This window comes from Micromonospora sp. NPDC005367 (assembly GCF_040606825.1).
In the GTDB taxonomy this organism is placed as follows: domain Bacteria; phylum Actinomycetota; class Actinomycetes; order Mycobacteriales; family Micromonosporaceae; genus Micromonospora.
In genome coordinates, this window is record NZ_JBEXFP010000011.1 from 113,921 (window position 1) to 129,966 (window position 16,046).

Consider the following 16,046-nt stretch of genomic DNA (forward strand, 5'->3'; position numbering starts at 1 on the left):
CGGGTAACACCGTCTCGTCGGCGGGACGACTAGAGTCGTCGCGTGATCGACCGGAAGCTGCTCTTGTCCGACCTGCAGACGCAGGTCAAGAACCTGGAAAAGGACCTGCGGGAGCAGGCCGAGTCGGTCGAGGAGGTGCGCCTCAAGCTGCGTGGCGAGTACGACCACGCCTTCAAGGTCGGGCGTACCGCCGCCACCTGGGCGGCCTGGCGCGACGAGCGGGTCACGCAGGTCGCCGTCGCCTGGGTGCTCGGCACGGTTTTCGTACGTTTCTGCGAGGACAACGGACTGCTGCCCGACCCCTACCTGGCCGGTCCGGGGGACCGCCTGGTGCTGGCCGAGGAAGCCGAGGCGCAGTTCTTCCGCGACCAGCCCGACAAGACCCTCCGCGACTGGCTGCACCAGGGCTTCGACGTCATCGCCAGCACCCAAGCCGGCAAGTCGCTCTTCGACAAGCGGCACAACCCGCTCTACCAGATCCCCCTGTCGCACGACGAGGCAAAGAACGTGATCGCCTTCTGGCGTCGGCGTGGCGAGACCGGCGGCCTGGTGCACGACTTCATGGACCCGGATTGGGACACGCGCTTCCTCGGCGACCTCTACCAGGACCTCTCCGAGGCTGCCCGGAAGACATACGCGCTGCTTCAGACCCCGGAGTTTGTCGAGGAGTTCATCCTCGACCTGACCCTCACCCCGGCGATCGAAGAGTTCGGCCACGACGTCGTCAAGATGATCGATCCAACCTGCGGCTCGGGCCACTTCGTCCTCGGCGCCTTCCACCGCCTGCTCAAGGAGTGGGGGCAGCACGCCCCCAACCGCGACCCCCACGAGCGGGTACGCCTGGCCCTCGACGCCGTCCACGGCGTTGACGTTAACCCCTTCGCGGTAGCCATCGCCCGCTTCCGCCTCCTGGCCGCCGCCCTGCGTGAGTGCGGCGTCAAGACCCTCGCCGACTCGGCCCCGTACATCTTCCCGATGCACCTCGCCGTCGGCGACTCGCTAATCAAGCGGCGACAGGACACGCTCCCCGGTACGGATCCCGACGGGGATGCGATGACGGAGTTTGCCTACGCGACGGAGGATCTGGAGGAACACCCGGGGATTCTTGCCGCTGGCCATTACCACGCCGTGGTCGGCAACCCTCCCTACATTGTCGTGAAGGACAAGGGCCTCAACGACGCCTACCGCAAGATGTACCCTGCCTGCTCGGGCAAGTACGCGCTGTCGGTGCCGTTCGCGCAGCGGTTCTTCCAGCTCGCAAAGACCGGCGACGGGGACGGCAAGGGCGCAGGCCTCGTCGGCCAGATCACCGCGAACTCGTTCATGAAGCGCGAGTTCGGCAAGAAGATGATCGAGCAGTTGTTCGCCATCGACGTCAGCCTGACCCACGTCATCGACACCTCCGGCGCTTATATCCCCGGTCACGGCACCCCGACCGTCATCCTGATCGGGCGCAACACCAACCGTGGTCGAGCGGGCACGATCCGCACGGTCATGGGCATCCGCGGCGAGCCGAGCGCGCCGAGCAACCCGAGCGAAGGCCACGTCTGGCAGGCGATCGTAGGGCAGGTTCACCGGCCTGGCTCCGAAAGCCAATGGGTCACCGCCGCCGACACTCCGCGAGCTGACTTGGTGACCTTTCCCTGGAGCCTGAGCGGTGGCGGTGCGAGCGGGTTGATGGCGGCGCTGGAAGCAGGTGATCGGACGCTTCTACAGAGCAGCATCAGTGGTGCGATCGGTTTCGCGAGCTTTCCTGGCCAGGATGAGGCCTTCTTCGCGCCACCGGCCTGGTTCCGCCGCAACGGTATGGGCTCTCTTAGGCGTCCGCTTGTGATCGGCGAGGTTGTTCGTGACTGGGAAAGTGTCGCGGAGGATCATGCGTTGGTGCCTTACAAGGCAGACCTCAAGCCCATGCCGTTCGACGTTAGGGCAACGTGGGGCAGGCATCTGTGGTCCTTGCGCCGAATCCTCGGCTCCACGACGGGGTTCGGTGGTCAGACCCGCGGCGAGTCGGACGACCCGTGGTGGACGTGGTACCGGTGGGTCCCTGAGCGGTATCGGACGCCGTTGTCGATCGCGTTCGCCTTTGTCGCGACGCACAACCACCTTGTGTTGGACCGCGGTGGGAAGGTTTTCAAGCAGTCCGCGCCGGTGATCAAGTTGCCGAAGGGGGCGTCGGAGGACGACCACCTGCGGTTGCTTGGGGTGCTAAACAGCTCGACCGCCTGCTTCTGGCTCAAGCAGGTCAGCCAGAGCAAGGGCAACGGCGGCATCGGTGGCGGGATCTCGGACGAGCTGTGGGAGCACCGATACGAGTTCACCGGTACCAAGCTGCAGGAGTTCCCGCTGCCGTCGGCGTACCCCCTGGAACTGAGCCGGGAGATCGACGGCCTGGCGCAGCGGCTTGCCACGGTGACCCCGGCGGCGGTCGCGGCCGCCGGGGTGCCGACTCGCGAGCGGCTCTACGCCGCTGAGCGGGAATGGCATTCGGTGCGGGCGCGGATGATCGCGTTGCAGGAGGAGTTGGACTGGCAGGTCTACTCGCTCTACGGGCTGCTCGATGAGGAGTTAGTCGCCCCAGCCGGATCGGTGCCCGAGTTGAAGCTGGGGGAGCGGGCGTTCGAGATCGTGCTTGCCCGCAAGATGCGCGATGAGGGCGTGGAGACGCAGTGGTTCGCCCGGCACGGGTCGATGACGATCACGGAGCTGCCGGCGCACTGGTCGGATGAGTACCGGGCGGTGGTGGAGCGGCGGATCGCGGTCATCGAGGGCAATCGCAACATCGGGTTGATCGAGCGGCCGGAGTGCAAGCGGCGCTGGGCCACCGATGGCTGGGACGCGATGCAGGCGAAGGCGCTGCGCGACTGGCTGCTGGACCGGTGCGAGGCGCGGGAGCTGTGGTACCACCACGTCGACGGGTTGGAGCAGCCGCGCCCGTTGACCACCGCGCAGCTTGCCGACGAGCTGCGCCGCGACGCCGACGTGCTCACCGTCGCCGGCATCTATGCGCCCGGTCAGGATCTCGGCAGGGTGATCGCCGACCTGGTCGCCGACGAGCACGTGCCGCACCTGGCCGCGCTGCGCTACAAGGACTCCGGGCTGGCCAAGCGGGCCGACTGGGAGCAGGTGTGGGACCTGCAGCGGCAGGAGGACGCGCTGCCCGATGAGGCGGCGAAGCGGGAGTTCCGCAAGGGCATCCCGGTGCCGCCGAAGTACACCTCGGCGGACTTCCTCAAGACCAGCTACTGGAAGCACCGGGGCAAGCTCGACGTGCCCAAGGAGCGGTTCGTCTCGTACCCGGGTGCCAGCCGCGACGGTGACCCGTCGCTGCTAGTCGGCTGGGCCGGCTGGGACCACCGCGAGCAGGCCCAGGCCCTCGCCACCCTGATCGTGGCCCGCGAGCAGGAGGACGGCTGGGCCGCCGACCGGCTGCTTCCGCTGGTCGCGGGGCTGCGCGAGATCCTTCCCTGGGTACGCCAGTGGCACGGCGAGTTCGACCCGGAGTGGGGCGCCTCGCCGGCGGACATCTACGCCGGCTTCCTCGCCGAGACCACCAACCGCCTTCACCTCACCGACGAGGCGCTCACCTCCTGGCGCCCGCCGAAGGCCGTCCGTGGCCGCAGAGCTAAGCAGTGACAGAGCACAGGTCGTCGCTGACCACCCCTTCCGCACGTCAGGAGCCGACAATGGGTAACGAGATTCAGCTGATCAGTGACGGCGATGGACTGGCGGTCATCGGCGATCCGACGGCCGTCGAACGCTTCCTCGTCTCCGAGGGACTGCCTTCGAAGGACCTCGGGCTGCCTCGGCTCGGATCTGTCCTCAGCGCCGGGGCGGCAGCGGCACAGACGGGTTCCGAGATCGCCGCCCACTCGGGCCGCTGGGTGCAGCTGACCAAGGAGTCCGCGCAGCTTGTCGACAAGTTCGGTCTGATGCCGACCAAGACTCCAGGCATCAGTCACGCGATGGTGGGGGATCCGGGCTCGATCCAGAAATGGCTCCAGATCTCGAAGGTGCACGGAGCGAACCCGGCGCTACTGAGCGGTGCTGCGGGGATCATGGCGCAGTTTGCGATGCAACAGAGCATGAAGGAGATCACCGACTATCTCGCCACGATCGACGAGAAGGTCGACGATGTGCTCCGCGCCCAGAAGGACGCCGTGTTGGCCCGCATGATCGGCGTGGGCTTCGTCATCGAGGAGTCCATGACCATCCGCGAGCAGCGGGGCCGGGTCGACGAAGTCACGTGGTCGAAGGTGCAGGGCGCGCCGGCGACGATCGCGGAAACCCAGGCGTACGCGTTGCGTCAACTCGACGCACTTGCAGAGAAGCTGGAGCGCAAGACCGCGATCGGTGATCTCGCCAAGGCGGCCAAGGAAGCAGAGTTTAAGGGACAGGAGTGGCTCGCTGTCCTAGCTCGCTGCTTCCAGTTGCAGGACGCGATCGCCGTGCTTGAACTCGACCGGGTGCTGGACGCGTCACCGGGTGAGTTGGACGGGCATCGTCTCGGACTGAAGACTGCCCGGCAGAACCGGCTGGAACTCATCGCACGGTGCACCGAACGCCTGCTGGCGCGCATGGATGCGGCTGCTGGCACGGCCAACACGAAGGTGCTGTTCCATCCGATGGACTCCCCGGCTGTGGTGCAGTCGAGCAACCATGTCTCGACCGCCGTCGTCGAGTTCCACGGGCGGCTCGGGATCGAGGGCGCTCGACAGTCGTCGGAGGCAAGGCGATGGATGGACGCGGCCATGGAGGCGAGGGACAAGGCGCTCGAGACGGGGGCCGACGGCGTTGGTACCGCCAAGCGCCTCGGCAACGAGACCTTCGACCGGGCCAGATCGGTGACCGGCAAGCTCTCCGGCCGGTTCGCCGGACGAGCACTCCGCTGGCGCGGGGACGCCGAAGGTGAGACCGATGACTGAATCTAGTCGTTTGGCTCGTGACCCGTGGCTGGTGTGGCGGAGGGTGGCGTTCCCCCTACGCGGTAGGCTGCGCCCGTGACTGACCGGCACCCGCTGTTTCTTCGCAGGCTCGCGGTGGAGAATTTTCGCAGCCTGCGGGCGGTCGAGGTGCACCTCGCCCCGCTTAACGTCCTCGTCGGACCCAACGGGGCGGGCAAGTCGAACCTGCTCGACGTGATCGCGTTCCTTGGCGACGCCACCCGCGGCGATCTGGAACCGGCGCTCGCGCGGCGAGGCGGCTTCCCACGCCTTCATTTCCGGGGGGATCCCGACGCCAACAGCCCGGTCCGGATCGAGGTGGAGACGACCACCGGACGCACGGGTGAAGCGGCCGACGCCTACGCGCTCTCCTTCACCTCCGTCCGGTCGCCCGACGACCCGCGTCACTCGATCATTCGTCGGAAGGAGGACTTCTGGCTGACCGGGGGAGTGGGGGAGGCGCGGCATATCAGCATCACCGGAGGACAAATCCAGTTCCATGGCGCCGACGCGGGCAGCGTCAGCGTCCGGGAGGACTCGCTCGGTCTGTCCCTGCTGCCTCGGCTCAGCCCGGAGCGAGGCGGTGAGCGGGTGGAAGCTTTGGCCGACCTGTTCGCCAGCTTCCGAGTGTTCGACGTGGACGTAGCAGCCGCACGCCAACCGGCGCAGGAAGAAATCAGCGACCGTCTGTCCGGCGACGCCAGTAACCTCGCCGCCTTCTTGTTCTACCTCGCCAGGAACCACCCCGACCGCTTCGCCGAGCTGCACCGTGACGCACGCGCCTTCATCCCTGGCGTGGAGAGTCTGGAGTTCACGCCGATCGGCGGGGCCGGTAGCGGAGTCGTGCTCAACCTGGTCGAGACGGGGTTGCGCGGCTCCACCCGGCTGCGGGAGGCGTCCTTCGGCTCGATCCGCGCACTGGCGCTCCTGGCCCTGCTCTACGACCCGGCACCACCGCAGCTCACGTGCATCGAGGAAATCGACCACGGGCTGCACCCGCACATCTTGGACCGCATCGTGGAGCTACTGCGGCAAGCCTCGGACCGGACGCAGTTCCTGATCGCTACGCATTCACCGGCGCTCGTCAATCGGCTCAAGCCGGATGAGCTCATTGTCTGCGAGCGGGGTGAGGACTCATCCTCCCGCATTCCAGCCATCGACCCCGACACCGTGCGCGCCATGGAGGTGGAACTGCACGGTGAGATTGGTTTGGGTGAGCTGTGGTTCTCCGGCGCACTCGGTGGGGGCCTGGAGTGAAGCAGCGACCGCGTCCGGTTGTCGTCGTGCTCGGTGAGGACGACAACGACCGGCAGGCGATCCGCATTCTCGTAGCCGCACTGTGTCGCGACATCGGGCGGGGTGGTCTGAAGCCGCTGCGGGTTCCCCCCGCGCTGGTGCGCAATGTGCCCCCGGACCGGCTACCGAGACATGCCGACAAGGTCCGGGGCATCCTCAACGCCTTCGCGGTCGCCACGCCGATCCGCGCCGTACTCATGCACGAGGACGCCGACGACGTCGAGCCGGCCCACGAGGCGGTCAGCGCCAAGATCGAGCAGGCTTTCCGCTCGCTTCCCTGGCCGGTGTACCCGGTCGTACCGGCCTGGGAGATCGAGACCTGGTGGTTCCTCTTCCCCGAAGCGGTCCGTCAGGTCTGCCCAGGGTGGCGTCCACTCTCGCCGTACGCGGGCCGGGACGTCGGTCAGATCCGTAACGCCAAGCAGGAGTTGACGCGGGCGCTCACCCCAGCGGGCGTGAGGAAGTCGACGTTCCGCGCCTACTCCGAGGCGGACAGCGTGCAGATCGCTGAGCGGATCGTTGCTCTCGGACAGCCCGCACCGCCCTGGTTCGCGCGCAGCAAGAGCTGGCTTGCCTTCCTCGTCGCGGTCGACGCCTTGTAGGCGGAGTCTGTAATCCGACACAGCGTGACGCTCCGACACGTGCACCTCTAGTGTGCCGTGGGACTGAGGCTGCACGACCGTGAGTAGAGGTGACAGATGACCGAGTCGACCGAGACGGTTGATGAGGAGCTGGCGGGCCATGAGATCGCGACGGAGGAGCCCGACTCCTCAGGCCACTCAAGCGGCGTCGAGGAAGAGAACGTTGTCGACGGCGAGGACGCCGACTCTGACCATTACATCCGGGCTCCGTTCGATCCCGAGCTGATCGACGTCATCACCAAGAACACGACAGTGGACCTTCTGCTGTCCCGCATCCGCACCCACCGGGTCGACCTTCAGCCCGACTTCCAGCGCCAAGCCGGCATCTGGCGAAGCAAACAGAAGAGCCGCCTCATCGAATCGCTGCTACTGCGGATTCCCCTGCCGACCTTCTACGCAGCGGAGAACGACGACGAGGTCTGGGCGATGGTCGACGGCATCCAGCGGCTCACGACGATCGCCGAGTTCATCGAGCCCGAGGCGATTGGCGCCGAACCGCTGCGCCTGCGTGACCTCGAATACCTCGGCCACGACTATGACCAGGCGACCTTCGCCGACCTGCCGGACCGGCTGCAGGAGCGGTTGCGGGAAACCGAGCTGATCGTTCATCTGATCCGCCGGGACACTCCGGAGGAGGTCAAGTTCAACATCTTTGCCCGAATCAACACCGGTGGGCTTCCGCTCACGCGTCAGGAACTGCGACACGCCCTGATGCCAGGCGCAGGACGCGACATCCTCCGGCACTGGGCGGACTCCGAGTTGTTCAAGGAGGCGACCGGCCACGGCGTGCGCAGCGACCGGATGGCCGATCGCGAGATGATCCTGCGGTTCCTCGCGTTCCGGCTGACGAATCCGCTCACCTACAGCGATGACGATTTCGACGCGTTCCTGCGCAAGTCTATGCGCAAGCTCGATCGGCTGGGCGCAACAGAGACTCAGGTGCTGCGGGAAGAGTTCGACAAGGCGTTGAACGCCGCGTATGACATCTTTGGTAGCTGGGCATTCCGCAAGGTCGACCGCAAGGGCGGTAGCCGGCGGTTCCCTATCAACAAGGCGTTGTTCGAGGCCATCGCGGTCAACCTCGCCACCCTCAGCGAGCAGGAGATCGCCGTCCTCGTTAAGCGCTATCGCCGGGTCGAAAAGCAGTTCCTCAGCCTGATGTCGGACGTCGACTTCATGTCGGCTATCTCGCAGGGCACCGGCGATCCGGCGAAGGTTCGGCGGAGGTTCACCGCCATTGATGAGATGTTCCGGACAGCCGGCGCATAGTCGAGCCGCGTCGACAGTTCGCCCGTTCCGCGGCAGGGCCCACGGGACGGCCCGGCGCTGGTCGTGGCGCCCCGACCAGGAATAGGTACGGTAAGCGGCATGTCTTCGCCCACCCCTGCGCCGCTGCTCCGGGAGTTCATCGACATCCCGGAGCGCACGAGCATGAGCGACTTCGTGCTCAAGCTCGCCGACAGTGTCGCCGACGCCGATGCCACCCTGCGCGACTACGTGGTCACGGATCGGTTGGTCGGCAACTTCGACGAGGCGCTCGGGCTGATCCGTTCCGCGGTCGAGGGACACGCTTCCAAGGCCGCCTACCTGCACGGCTCCTTCGGCTCTGGTAAGTCGCACTTCATGGCGGTGCTGCACGCGCTGCTGCGCGGCGAGGCGGCCGCCCGCGGCCGCGACGAGCTGGCCCCGCTGGTCGCCAAGCACAGCGTCTGGCTGGACGGCCGCAAGTTCCTGCTGGTGCCGTACCACCTGCTCGACGCCCGCTCGCTGGAGCAGCGCGTCCTCGGCGGCTACGTCGACCGGGTCCGCGCACTGCACCCCGACGCGCCCATCCCGGCCGTGCACCGCACCGACGCGCTGCTGGAGCAGGCCGCCTCGCTCCGCGAGAAGATCGGCGACAAACAGTTCATCGACGGCCTGCCCGGCGGGGACGTCGAGGACGAGTGGGGCGAGAGCGAGACCTTCTGGACGTCCGAGCGTCTGGACCAGGCGTTCGCCGGCGCGTACTCCGACGAGCTGCGCCGAAAGCTGGTCAACGACCTGCTGACCAGCTGGAACAAGGGCTTCTTCAGCAACGCCCGGGAGGACGCCGAGGCCTTCGTCTCGCTCGACCGCGGCCTGACCGAAATCAGCCGGCACGCCAAGGAACTCGGCTACCACGGCCTGATCCTCTTCCTCGACGAGCTGATCCTCTGGCTGGCCAACTCGATAGGCGACCAGCAGTTCGTCTCCCGGGAGATCCAAAAGATCACCAACTTCGTCGAGGGCGGGGACACCCGCCGGCCAATCCCGGTGGTCAGCTTCATCGCCCGCCAGCGCGATCTGCGCGAACTCGTCGGCGAGGAGGTCACCGGCGCCAACGAGCTGAGCTACCAGGACACCCTCAACCTGGCCAGCGGCCGCTTCGACGTCATCAAGCTGGAGGACCGCAACCTCCCCGAGATCGCCCGCCGCCGGCTGCTCAAACCCCGCGACACCAACGCCGGCGAGGCCATCTCCCGGGCCTTCGACGCCACCACCAAGGTACGGCGGGAGGTCTTCGACACCCTGCTCGGCACCGACTCCGGCAGCGGCGCCGACATCGACGCGTTCCGGTCGACGTACCCGTTCAGCCCGGCGTTCCTCTCCACCCTGGTGCACGTCTCCAGCGCGCTGCAGCGCTCCCGCACCGCGCTCAAGCTGATGCGCCAGCTGCTGGTTGACCGCCGCGACACTCTGCGCCTCGGTCAACTGGTCCCGCTCGGCGACCTCTACGACGTGATCAGCGGTGGCGGCGATCAGCCCTTCACCGAGAAGCTCAAGGCCGAGTTCGAGATGGCCCAGAAGCTCTACGACCTGAAGCTGCGTCCCTACCTGCTTGGCCAGTACGACCTCACCGACGACGACCTGGACGCCGCCCGCCGCGGCGACGTGCAGACCGCCGAGATGGCCGGACGGATCCGGGCCTTCACCGGCGACGACCGTCTGGTCAAGACGCTGCTGCTCGCCGCCCTGGCCCCCAGCGTTCCGGCGCTGCGCAACCTCACCGCCCGGCGTCTCTCGGCGCTCAACCACGGCAGCATCACCAGCCCGATCCCCGGGGGCGAGGTCGCCCAGGTCAATCGGAAGCTCGCCGACTGGGCCGGCCGGTTCGCCGAGATCCGCATCGGCGAGGGCGACGACCCGATCGTGTCGCTGGAGCTGGTCGGCGTGGACGTCGACAGCGTCCTCGCCACCGCCAAGCACTACGACAACGAGGGCGCCCGCAAGCACATCGTCCAGCGGCTGCTCTGGCAGCAGCTCGGCGTGCCGTGGAGCGACTCGTTCTTCGCCGAGGCCGGTCTGACCTGGCGGGGGAGTCGTCGCACGATCGAGCTGGTCTACGGCAACGTCCGCGACCCGCACGACATCCGGGACGAGGCGTTCCACCCGAACGACCCGGCCGGCTGGCGGATGATCATCGACTACCCGTTCGACGACGGCAGCCACGGCCCGGCCGACGACCGGCAGCGGGTGCAGGAGCTGACCAGCCGGATGAGCCCCCGCACCGTCTGCTGGATCCCCGCCGCGCTGACCATCGAACGCCGGACCGAGCTGGGGAAGCTCGTCATCATCGACAAGCTGCTCGAAGGGCAGCGCTTCGACAGCCACGCCGAGCACCTCAACCCCGACGACCGGCGCCGGGCGCACGCCGCGCTGACCAACCAGCGCAGCGCGCTGCTGGCCAAGATGCAGGCCGTGCTGCGCCAGGCATACGGGCTGGCGGGCAAGCAGCCCACCGACGTGCAGCTCGGGTTCGACGACCACCTTCAGTCGCTCACCCGTGCCCTGGAGCCGAAGCTGCCCATGGGCGCCACCTTCAACGACGCGCTGCGCAGCATCGGCGACCAGATGCTCGGCCAGCAGTTCCCGGCCCACCCGGACTTCGACCCGGACCGCAAGGGCGAGGCCGTACGCCTGTCCGACGTCAAGGTCGTCCTCGACCACGTCCGGCGGGCGGTCGAGTCACCGGAGGGCCGCGTCGAGGTCGACCGGGCAAACCGGCAGACTTTGCGCCGGATCGCCAACCCGCTTCAGTTGGGCACCATGCATGAGGCGGCGTTCGTCATTGAGGGGCAGTGGACGCAGCACTTCCACCGTCGGGCCGCCGCAGAGGGCATCAAGGGCGATCTGCGAGTGGCCGACCTGTTCCGCTGGATCGACGACCCGAGCCCCCGGGGCCTCGACCCGATCGTCGCGCAACTCGTCGTGGCTACGTTCGCCGAGCAGACCGACCGGGCCTTCTACCTGCACGGCAGCCAGGTGATCCCGGCACCCGACCTCGGGAAGATCACCCTCGACCACACCCTGCGGGAAGAGGATCTGCCCAGCGAGGACGACTGGGAGACGGCTCGCGCCCGCGCCGCCGCCGTCTTCGGCGTCCAGCCCCTCGCTTTGCGGCGGGGCCGGCTGGTGGCCATGTTCGGGCGCGACCTGATCAACCAGGCCGGCCGGCATCGCGAAGCCGCCCACAGTCTCGTCGCCCGCCTGGAACAGCACGCGACGGCGCTGGGCATCGACAAGGAATCCACCGGTGGACGTCTGGCTACCGCCCGGGCCGCCGCCGACCTGTTAGAAGGATTGGCCGGCGGACGCGCTGCCAAGGAGTCGGTCGAGCGGCTCGCCGGCGCCGAGCTGACCGGTCCGGCGGACCGGACCGGCAGAAGCATCTCCAGCGCGGCGCAGGTATCGGCGGCGCTCGCTGCCGCGCCCTGGGACACCTTCGAGATCATCAGCGGTCTGCCGGATCCGTATGCCACCGAGGCCGCGGCGATCCTCGCCGAGCTGCGCCGGGTGGCCCAGGCCGACGAGCTGACCTCGCCGCTAGCCCCGGCCCTGCGTCGGGCGCAGTCTGACGCGGTCGCGCTGATCCGCCGCGCCACGCGCAGACCGGACCCGATCGACGACAGGCCGCGCGACAAGGAAGTCAAACTTCCTGAACCCAGGATTGAGCCCGGTGCTGGGGATCGCGTCACAGCCGCCCCGCTTGGTCAGGAAGCCGCTCCTGCTCGCGAAATCAGCCGGACGCTCGACAAGCTGCGTGCCTTCGCGGCCGACCACCCGGACGCGACCATCGAGGTGACCTGGAGAATCGTGCCGTGACTCAGGCACCTGCCACCACTCAGGCGCTACGGATCAACCCGGTGGCGCTGCGGCAGAAGGTGGCGCAGCAGCTCGAACGGCACCGCAACGGCGACGCGTACCCGGTGATGGTCGTGCGGGCCGAACCGGCCTGGCCGCACGACCCCACGGTGCTGCTGCCCGACGGGCGTCCGGTCCGGGTCGTGCCGTGCGTGTCGCCGCTCGCCGTCTGGGAGCACCTCGTCGCCGAGCGGAACGACGAGGTGCTGGTGCTGCTTACCGACGTCCCGGAGTCCGTGCTGCACCACGGCGTGCGGAGCCGGATCTTCCGGCAACGGGTCATCACCGTCGAGCCGTGGGACCTGGTCGTCGACGCATTCGGCGCGCAGTTGCCGGACAGCGCGCTGGAACGCGAATCGTGGGCCGGTGTGGCGCTGGTTGACGCGATGCCGCCGGCGGGCTGGCCGAAGCTCAGCACCTCCGTGCTGACCCGGGACGTCGCCCTGCGGCACCTCGCCGCGGTGCGTCTCGGCCTCGATCATCGGGGCGAGGACCCGGACGACCTCGACGTGACGACCCTGCTGCGGTGGAGCGCGGAACCGGGCGCCGTCGAGGCGTACGGGTTGCTGCGGGAGGCCGAACGCGACGGGCTGGGCCGTTGGCTGGTGGAACAGTTCGGCCGACCGGCCAAGGCGTTGTTTGCGCTCATCGCGGCCGGACACGGCGCGGAAGCCCTGCCGCTGGGCCTGGTCTGCGACGCGCTCTGGAGCACCGACAGCGCCGACGCGGTACGCGCCCAGGGGCGCGTCGACCAGTACTTCGGCAACCTCAACGACGACGCGACCGTGCGCGGTTTTGCGGCAGCCGCCGTGCAGGTGGTCAGTGCGCTGCTCAGCGCACCGGTGCCGGAGGTGCAGCGACAGGGGCACGCCGTGCTGGACCGCGCCGAGAAACTGCTCATCCAGTTCAACGCGGTCAGCAGCGCCGGCCACAGCCCAATCCTGCGGACCGGGTTCACCCGGCGGATCGCCGCCGCCGCCCAGGCGCTGCTCGCCGGTCTGCGTGACCCGGCGGACCCGGCGCTCGACCAGGCCGTCGAGTACCTCGCCGAGCACCGGCTCGCGGACGCCGAGGCCGAGCGGGTCCGCCGCATCCGGATGGCGCAGCGGCTCGTCCGCTGGTCGGGCGCGGCGGTGACCCCACCGGAGAGTGTCGCGGACGGCGTGGACCGGCAGATCGCCGAATGGGGCTGGGTGGACCTCGCGCTCAACCACGTCTGGGCCGGCGAGGACGCCCACCCGGAGCTGCAGCACGCGTTCCGAGAAATTCACGAGCGGGCGCAGCAACGCCGCCGTGACCTCGACGGCGTCTTCGCGGGCCGGCTGGCTGGCTGGGCCACCGCCGGCCCGGGCAACGACGGTGGGCTGTTGACGGTGGAGAACCTGCTGCCGCGGGTGATCGACCCGCTGATCCGCGCGGACCGGCCGGTGCTGCTCGTCGTGCTCGACGGCATGAACGCGGCGGTCGCCGTGCAGCTGGCCGAACAGCTGTCCCCGCACTGGGTGGAGTACGACCCGCTCGCCGGGCCCGGTGCCGGCCGGCGGCGGGGAATCGTGGCCGCCCTGCCCACCTTGACCGCGGTCTCCCGCACGTCGCTCTTCGCTGGCGCGCTGCGCACCGGCAAGCAGGACAATGAGATCAGGCTTTTCGCCGATGGCCGGTGGGGGAGAGACTCCCGGATCTTCCACAAGGGGCCGGCCCGCGGCGGAGCAGGGGAGGTGCTGGCCGGCGAATTGGCTGAAGCCGTGGCTGGTTCTGCGCCCGTCGTCGCTGTCGTGATCAACACGGTGGACGACTCCCTGGCGCACGGTCGGGAGGGCAACGAGGCCGGCTGGCAACTCGATGACCTCGGCTTCCTGCGGAGCCTGCTCGACCAGGCCCGTTCCTCCGGGCGGGCCGTCGTCATCACCAGCGACCACGGTCACGTGCTGGAGCGGGGCGGCCAGCACGTCAAGGCGCTCGACGCCTCCTCGGCGCGGCACCGCACCGGCCCAGGACCTGCCGACCCCGGCGAAGTCGAGCTGATCGGCCCCCGCGTCGTCGCGGACGGCAACCGCATCATCGCGTTGTGGGATCCCCTGCTGCGGTACCGCCCAAGCAAGGCCGGCTATCACGGCGGTGCCTCGCTGGCCGAGGTGACCATTCCGTTGCTGGCCTACCTGCTGCCGAACGTGACCGAGCCGCCGGCTGGCTGGGCACCCGTCGAGGAGCGCCGGCCGGACTGGTGGGAAACGATGGCAGCTGATCCGGCGCCGGTGGCTACGGCGAGGCAGGCGCCCGTACCGAAGCCCCGCCGGAAGGCACCCGTGGCCGCAGGCGACGCGCTGTTCGACGTACCCGAAACCACCACGGCGCCCGCGGCGCCGGCTACTGGCGACGGCGACCTGGTGGACGCGGTCCTCGCCACCGAGCTGTTTGAGGCGCAGCATGGCCTGACCCCGCGGCGGTTGGAAATCAAGAAGGTTCAGGCGGCGCTGCGGGCGTTGGTGGACGCCAAGGGCGTGCTGCCGGTGGCCGTGCTGGCCCAGCGAGCCGGTGAGGTGCCGGCCCGTGCCACCGGATTCGCCACCACCCTGCAGCGGATCTTCAACGTGGACAACTACCCGGTGCTGTCCCTGACCGACAACAACCGGACTGTCCGGCTGGACATCCCACTGCTGCGGGAGCAGTTCCGGCTGCCCGGGGGGTCGTCGTGACCACTGTCAGTCCGGCCCGTCGGCGCGAGGTGATCGACGCACTCCGGCGAGGTGCGGTGCCGTCGGCGGGACTGGACCTCTTCGCCGTGGGGCTGGACCGCTTCAGCGCCGCGATCGGCGCGGACCTGGACACCGCCGCCGCCGGCGGCTCCGTCTTCAAGGCGGTCCGTGGTGAATACGGCTCCGGCAAGACGTTCTTCACCCGGTGGATCGCCGAGCGGGCGAAACGGGCCAACCTCGCGACCGCGGAGGTGCAGGTCTCGGAGAACGAGACGCCGCTGCATAAGCTCGAGACCGTCTACCGCCGGCTCACCGAGCGGCTCACCACCTCGACGTTCTCGGCCAGCGCCCTGCGACCGGTGGTGGACGGATGGTTCTACGCGCTGGAAGAAGACGTACTGGCAGCGGGCGACGTCGCGCCCGACGACATCTCCGCCCTCGACCGGGCGGTTGAGGGCCTGCTCGACCAGCGCCTCGCCACGGTCAGCCGCAGCGCCCCCGCCTTCGCTGCGGCGCTTCGCGGCTACCGGGCCGCCACCGCACTGGGCGACTCGGCCACCGCGGACGCGGTGCTCGCCTGGCTCGGCGGTCAACCGCACGTCGCCGCAGCCGCGCGGCGGGTGGCCGGTGTCCGGGGGGACCTCGATCACTTCGCCGCGTTGAGCTTCCTGCAGGGTCTACTCGCGGTGCTGCGTGACAGCGGTCATCCCGGGCTGTTGCTGGTGCTCGACGAGGTGGAGACGCTACAGCGGGTTCGGTCGGACGCCCGCGACAAGGCGTTGAACGCGCTCCGGCAGCTCATCGACGAGGTGTATTCGGGACGGTTCCCGGGGCTGTATCTGGTCATCACGGGCACGCCGGCCTTCTACGACGGCCCGCAGGGCGTGCAGCGACTCGCCCCGTTGGCTCAGCGGCTCGCGGTCGACTTCACCACCGATCCGCGGTTCGACAACCCGCGTGCGGTGCAGATCCGGCTGCCGGGTTTCACCATCGACTCGCTCGTCGAGTTAGGTGGCCGCGTCCGCGACCTCTACGCGGACGGATCGGCGGCACCGGACCGGGTGTCCGCGCTGGTCGACGACGTGTACCTCGATGCCCTGGCGCGCGCGGTCGCCGGCGGGTTGGGCGGCAAGGTGGGGGTGGCGCCGCGCCTGTTCCTCAAGAAGTTGGTGGGGGAGGTGCTCGACCGGGTGGACCAGTTCCCCGAGTTCGACCCGCGGCAGCACTACGCGTTGACTCTCTCCGCGAACGAGATGAGCGACATCGAGCGCAACGCGAGCAGCGCCGACGCGGTCGCGCTGGAGCTGTAG

General features: G+C 68.8%; 8 protein-coding genes. All 8 read left to right on the top strand.

The window, feature by feature from the left end:
- Positions 1-42: 42 nt before the first annotated feature.
- The 8 genes from pglX to brxD all read left to right on the top strand — a co-directional run bounded on the left by pglX (position 43) and on the right by brxD (position 16,046).
- A complete protein-coding gene (gene pglX / locus ABZS42_RS10940; protein ID WP_355143947.1) occupies positions 43-3,636 on the top strand; it encodes a BREX-2 system adenine-specific DNA-methyltransferase PglX in 3,594 nt (1,197 codons plus the stop codon).
- Between the two features lie 50 nt (positions 3,637-3,686).
- Positions 3,687-4,925 (top strand): hypothetical protein, encoded by a 1,239-nt coding sequence (locus ABZS42_RS10945; RefSeq protein ID WP_355143949.1) that lies wholly within the window; start codon positions 3,687-3,689, stop codon positions 4,923-4,925.
- A 75-nt stretch (positions 4,926-5,000) separates the two neighbouring features.
- Complete coding sequence (locus ABZS42_RS10950) at positions 5,001-6,200, top strand: AAA family ATPase (RefSeq protein WP_355143951.1); 1,200 nt, start codon at positions 5,001-5,003, stop codon at positions 6,198-6,200.
- A complete protein-coding gene (locus tag ABZS42_RS10955; RefSeq protein ID WP_355143953.1) occupies positions 6,197-6,841 on the top strand; it encodes a hypothetical protein in 645 nt (214 codons plus the stop codon). The genes ABZS42_RS10950 and ABZS42_RS10955 overlap by 4 nt, the downstream gene beginning before the upstream one ends.
- A gap of 96 nt (positions 6,842-6,937) precedes the next feature.
- Positions 6,938-8,149: a DUF262 domain-containing protein gene (locus ABZS42_RS10960; protein WP_355143955.1), complete on the top strand. Its 1,212-nt coding sequence runs from the start codon at positions 6,938-6,940 to the stop codon at positions 8,147-8,149.
- A gap of 99 nt (positions 8,150-8,248) precedes the next feature.
- Entirely contained in the window at positions 8,249-12,001 is a 3,753-nt protein-coding gene (locus ABZS42_RS10965; protein WP_355143957.1) for a hypothetical protein, read from the top strand.
- Complete coding sequence (gene pglZ / locus ABZS42_RS10970) at positions 11,998-14,736, top strand: BREX-2 system phosphatase PglZ (protein ID WP_355143959.1); 2,739 nt, start codon at positions 11,998-12,000, stop codon at positions 14,734-14,736. The genes ABZS42_RS10965 and pglZ overlap by 4 nt, the downstream gene beginning before the upstream one ends.
- The gene (gene brxD / locus ABZS42_RS10975) at positions 14,733-16,046 is read left to right on the top strand and encodes a BREX system ATP-binding protein BrxD (protein ID WP_355143961.1); all 1,314 of its coding nucleotides are present in this window, start codon (positions 14,733-14,735) and stop codon (positions 16,044-16,046) included. The genes pglZ and brxD overlap by 4 nt, the downstream gene beginning before the upstream one ends.

What these genes read in the sequence shown, in the direction of transcription:
- ABZS42_RS10965 (WP_355143957.1), top strand. Translation starts at nt 8,249, where the DNA reads ATGTCTTCGCCCACCCCTGCGCCGCTGCTCCGGGAGTTCATCGACATC.
- ABZS42_RS10945 (WP_355143949.1), top strand. Translation starts at nt 3,687, where the DNA reads ATGGGTAACGAGATTCAGCTGATCAGTGACGGCGATGGACTGGCGGTC.
- ABZS42_RS10960 (WP_355143955.1), top strand. Translation starts at nt 6,938, where the DNA reads ATGACCGAGTCGACCGAGACGGTTGATGAGGAGCTGGCGGGCCATGAG.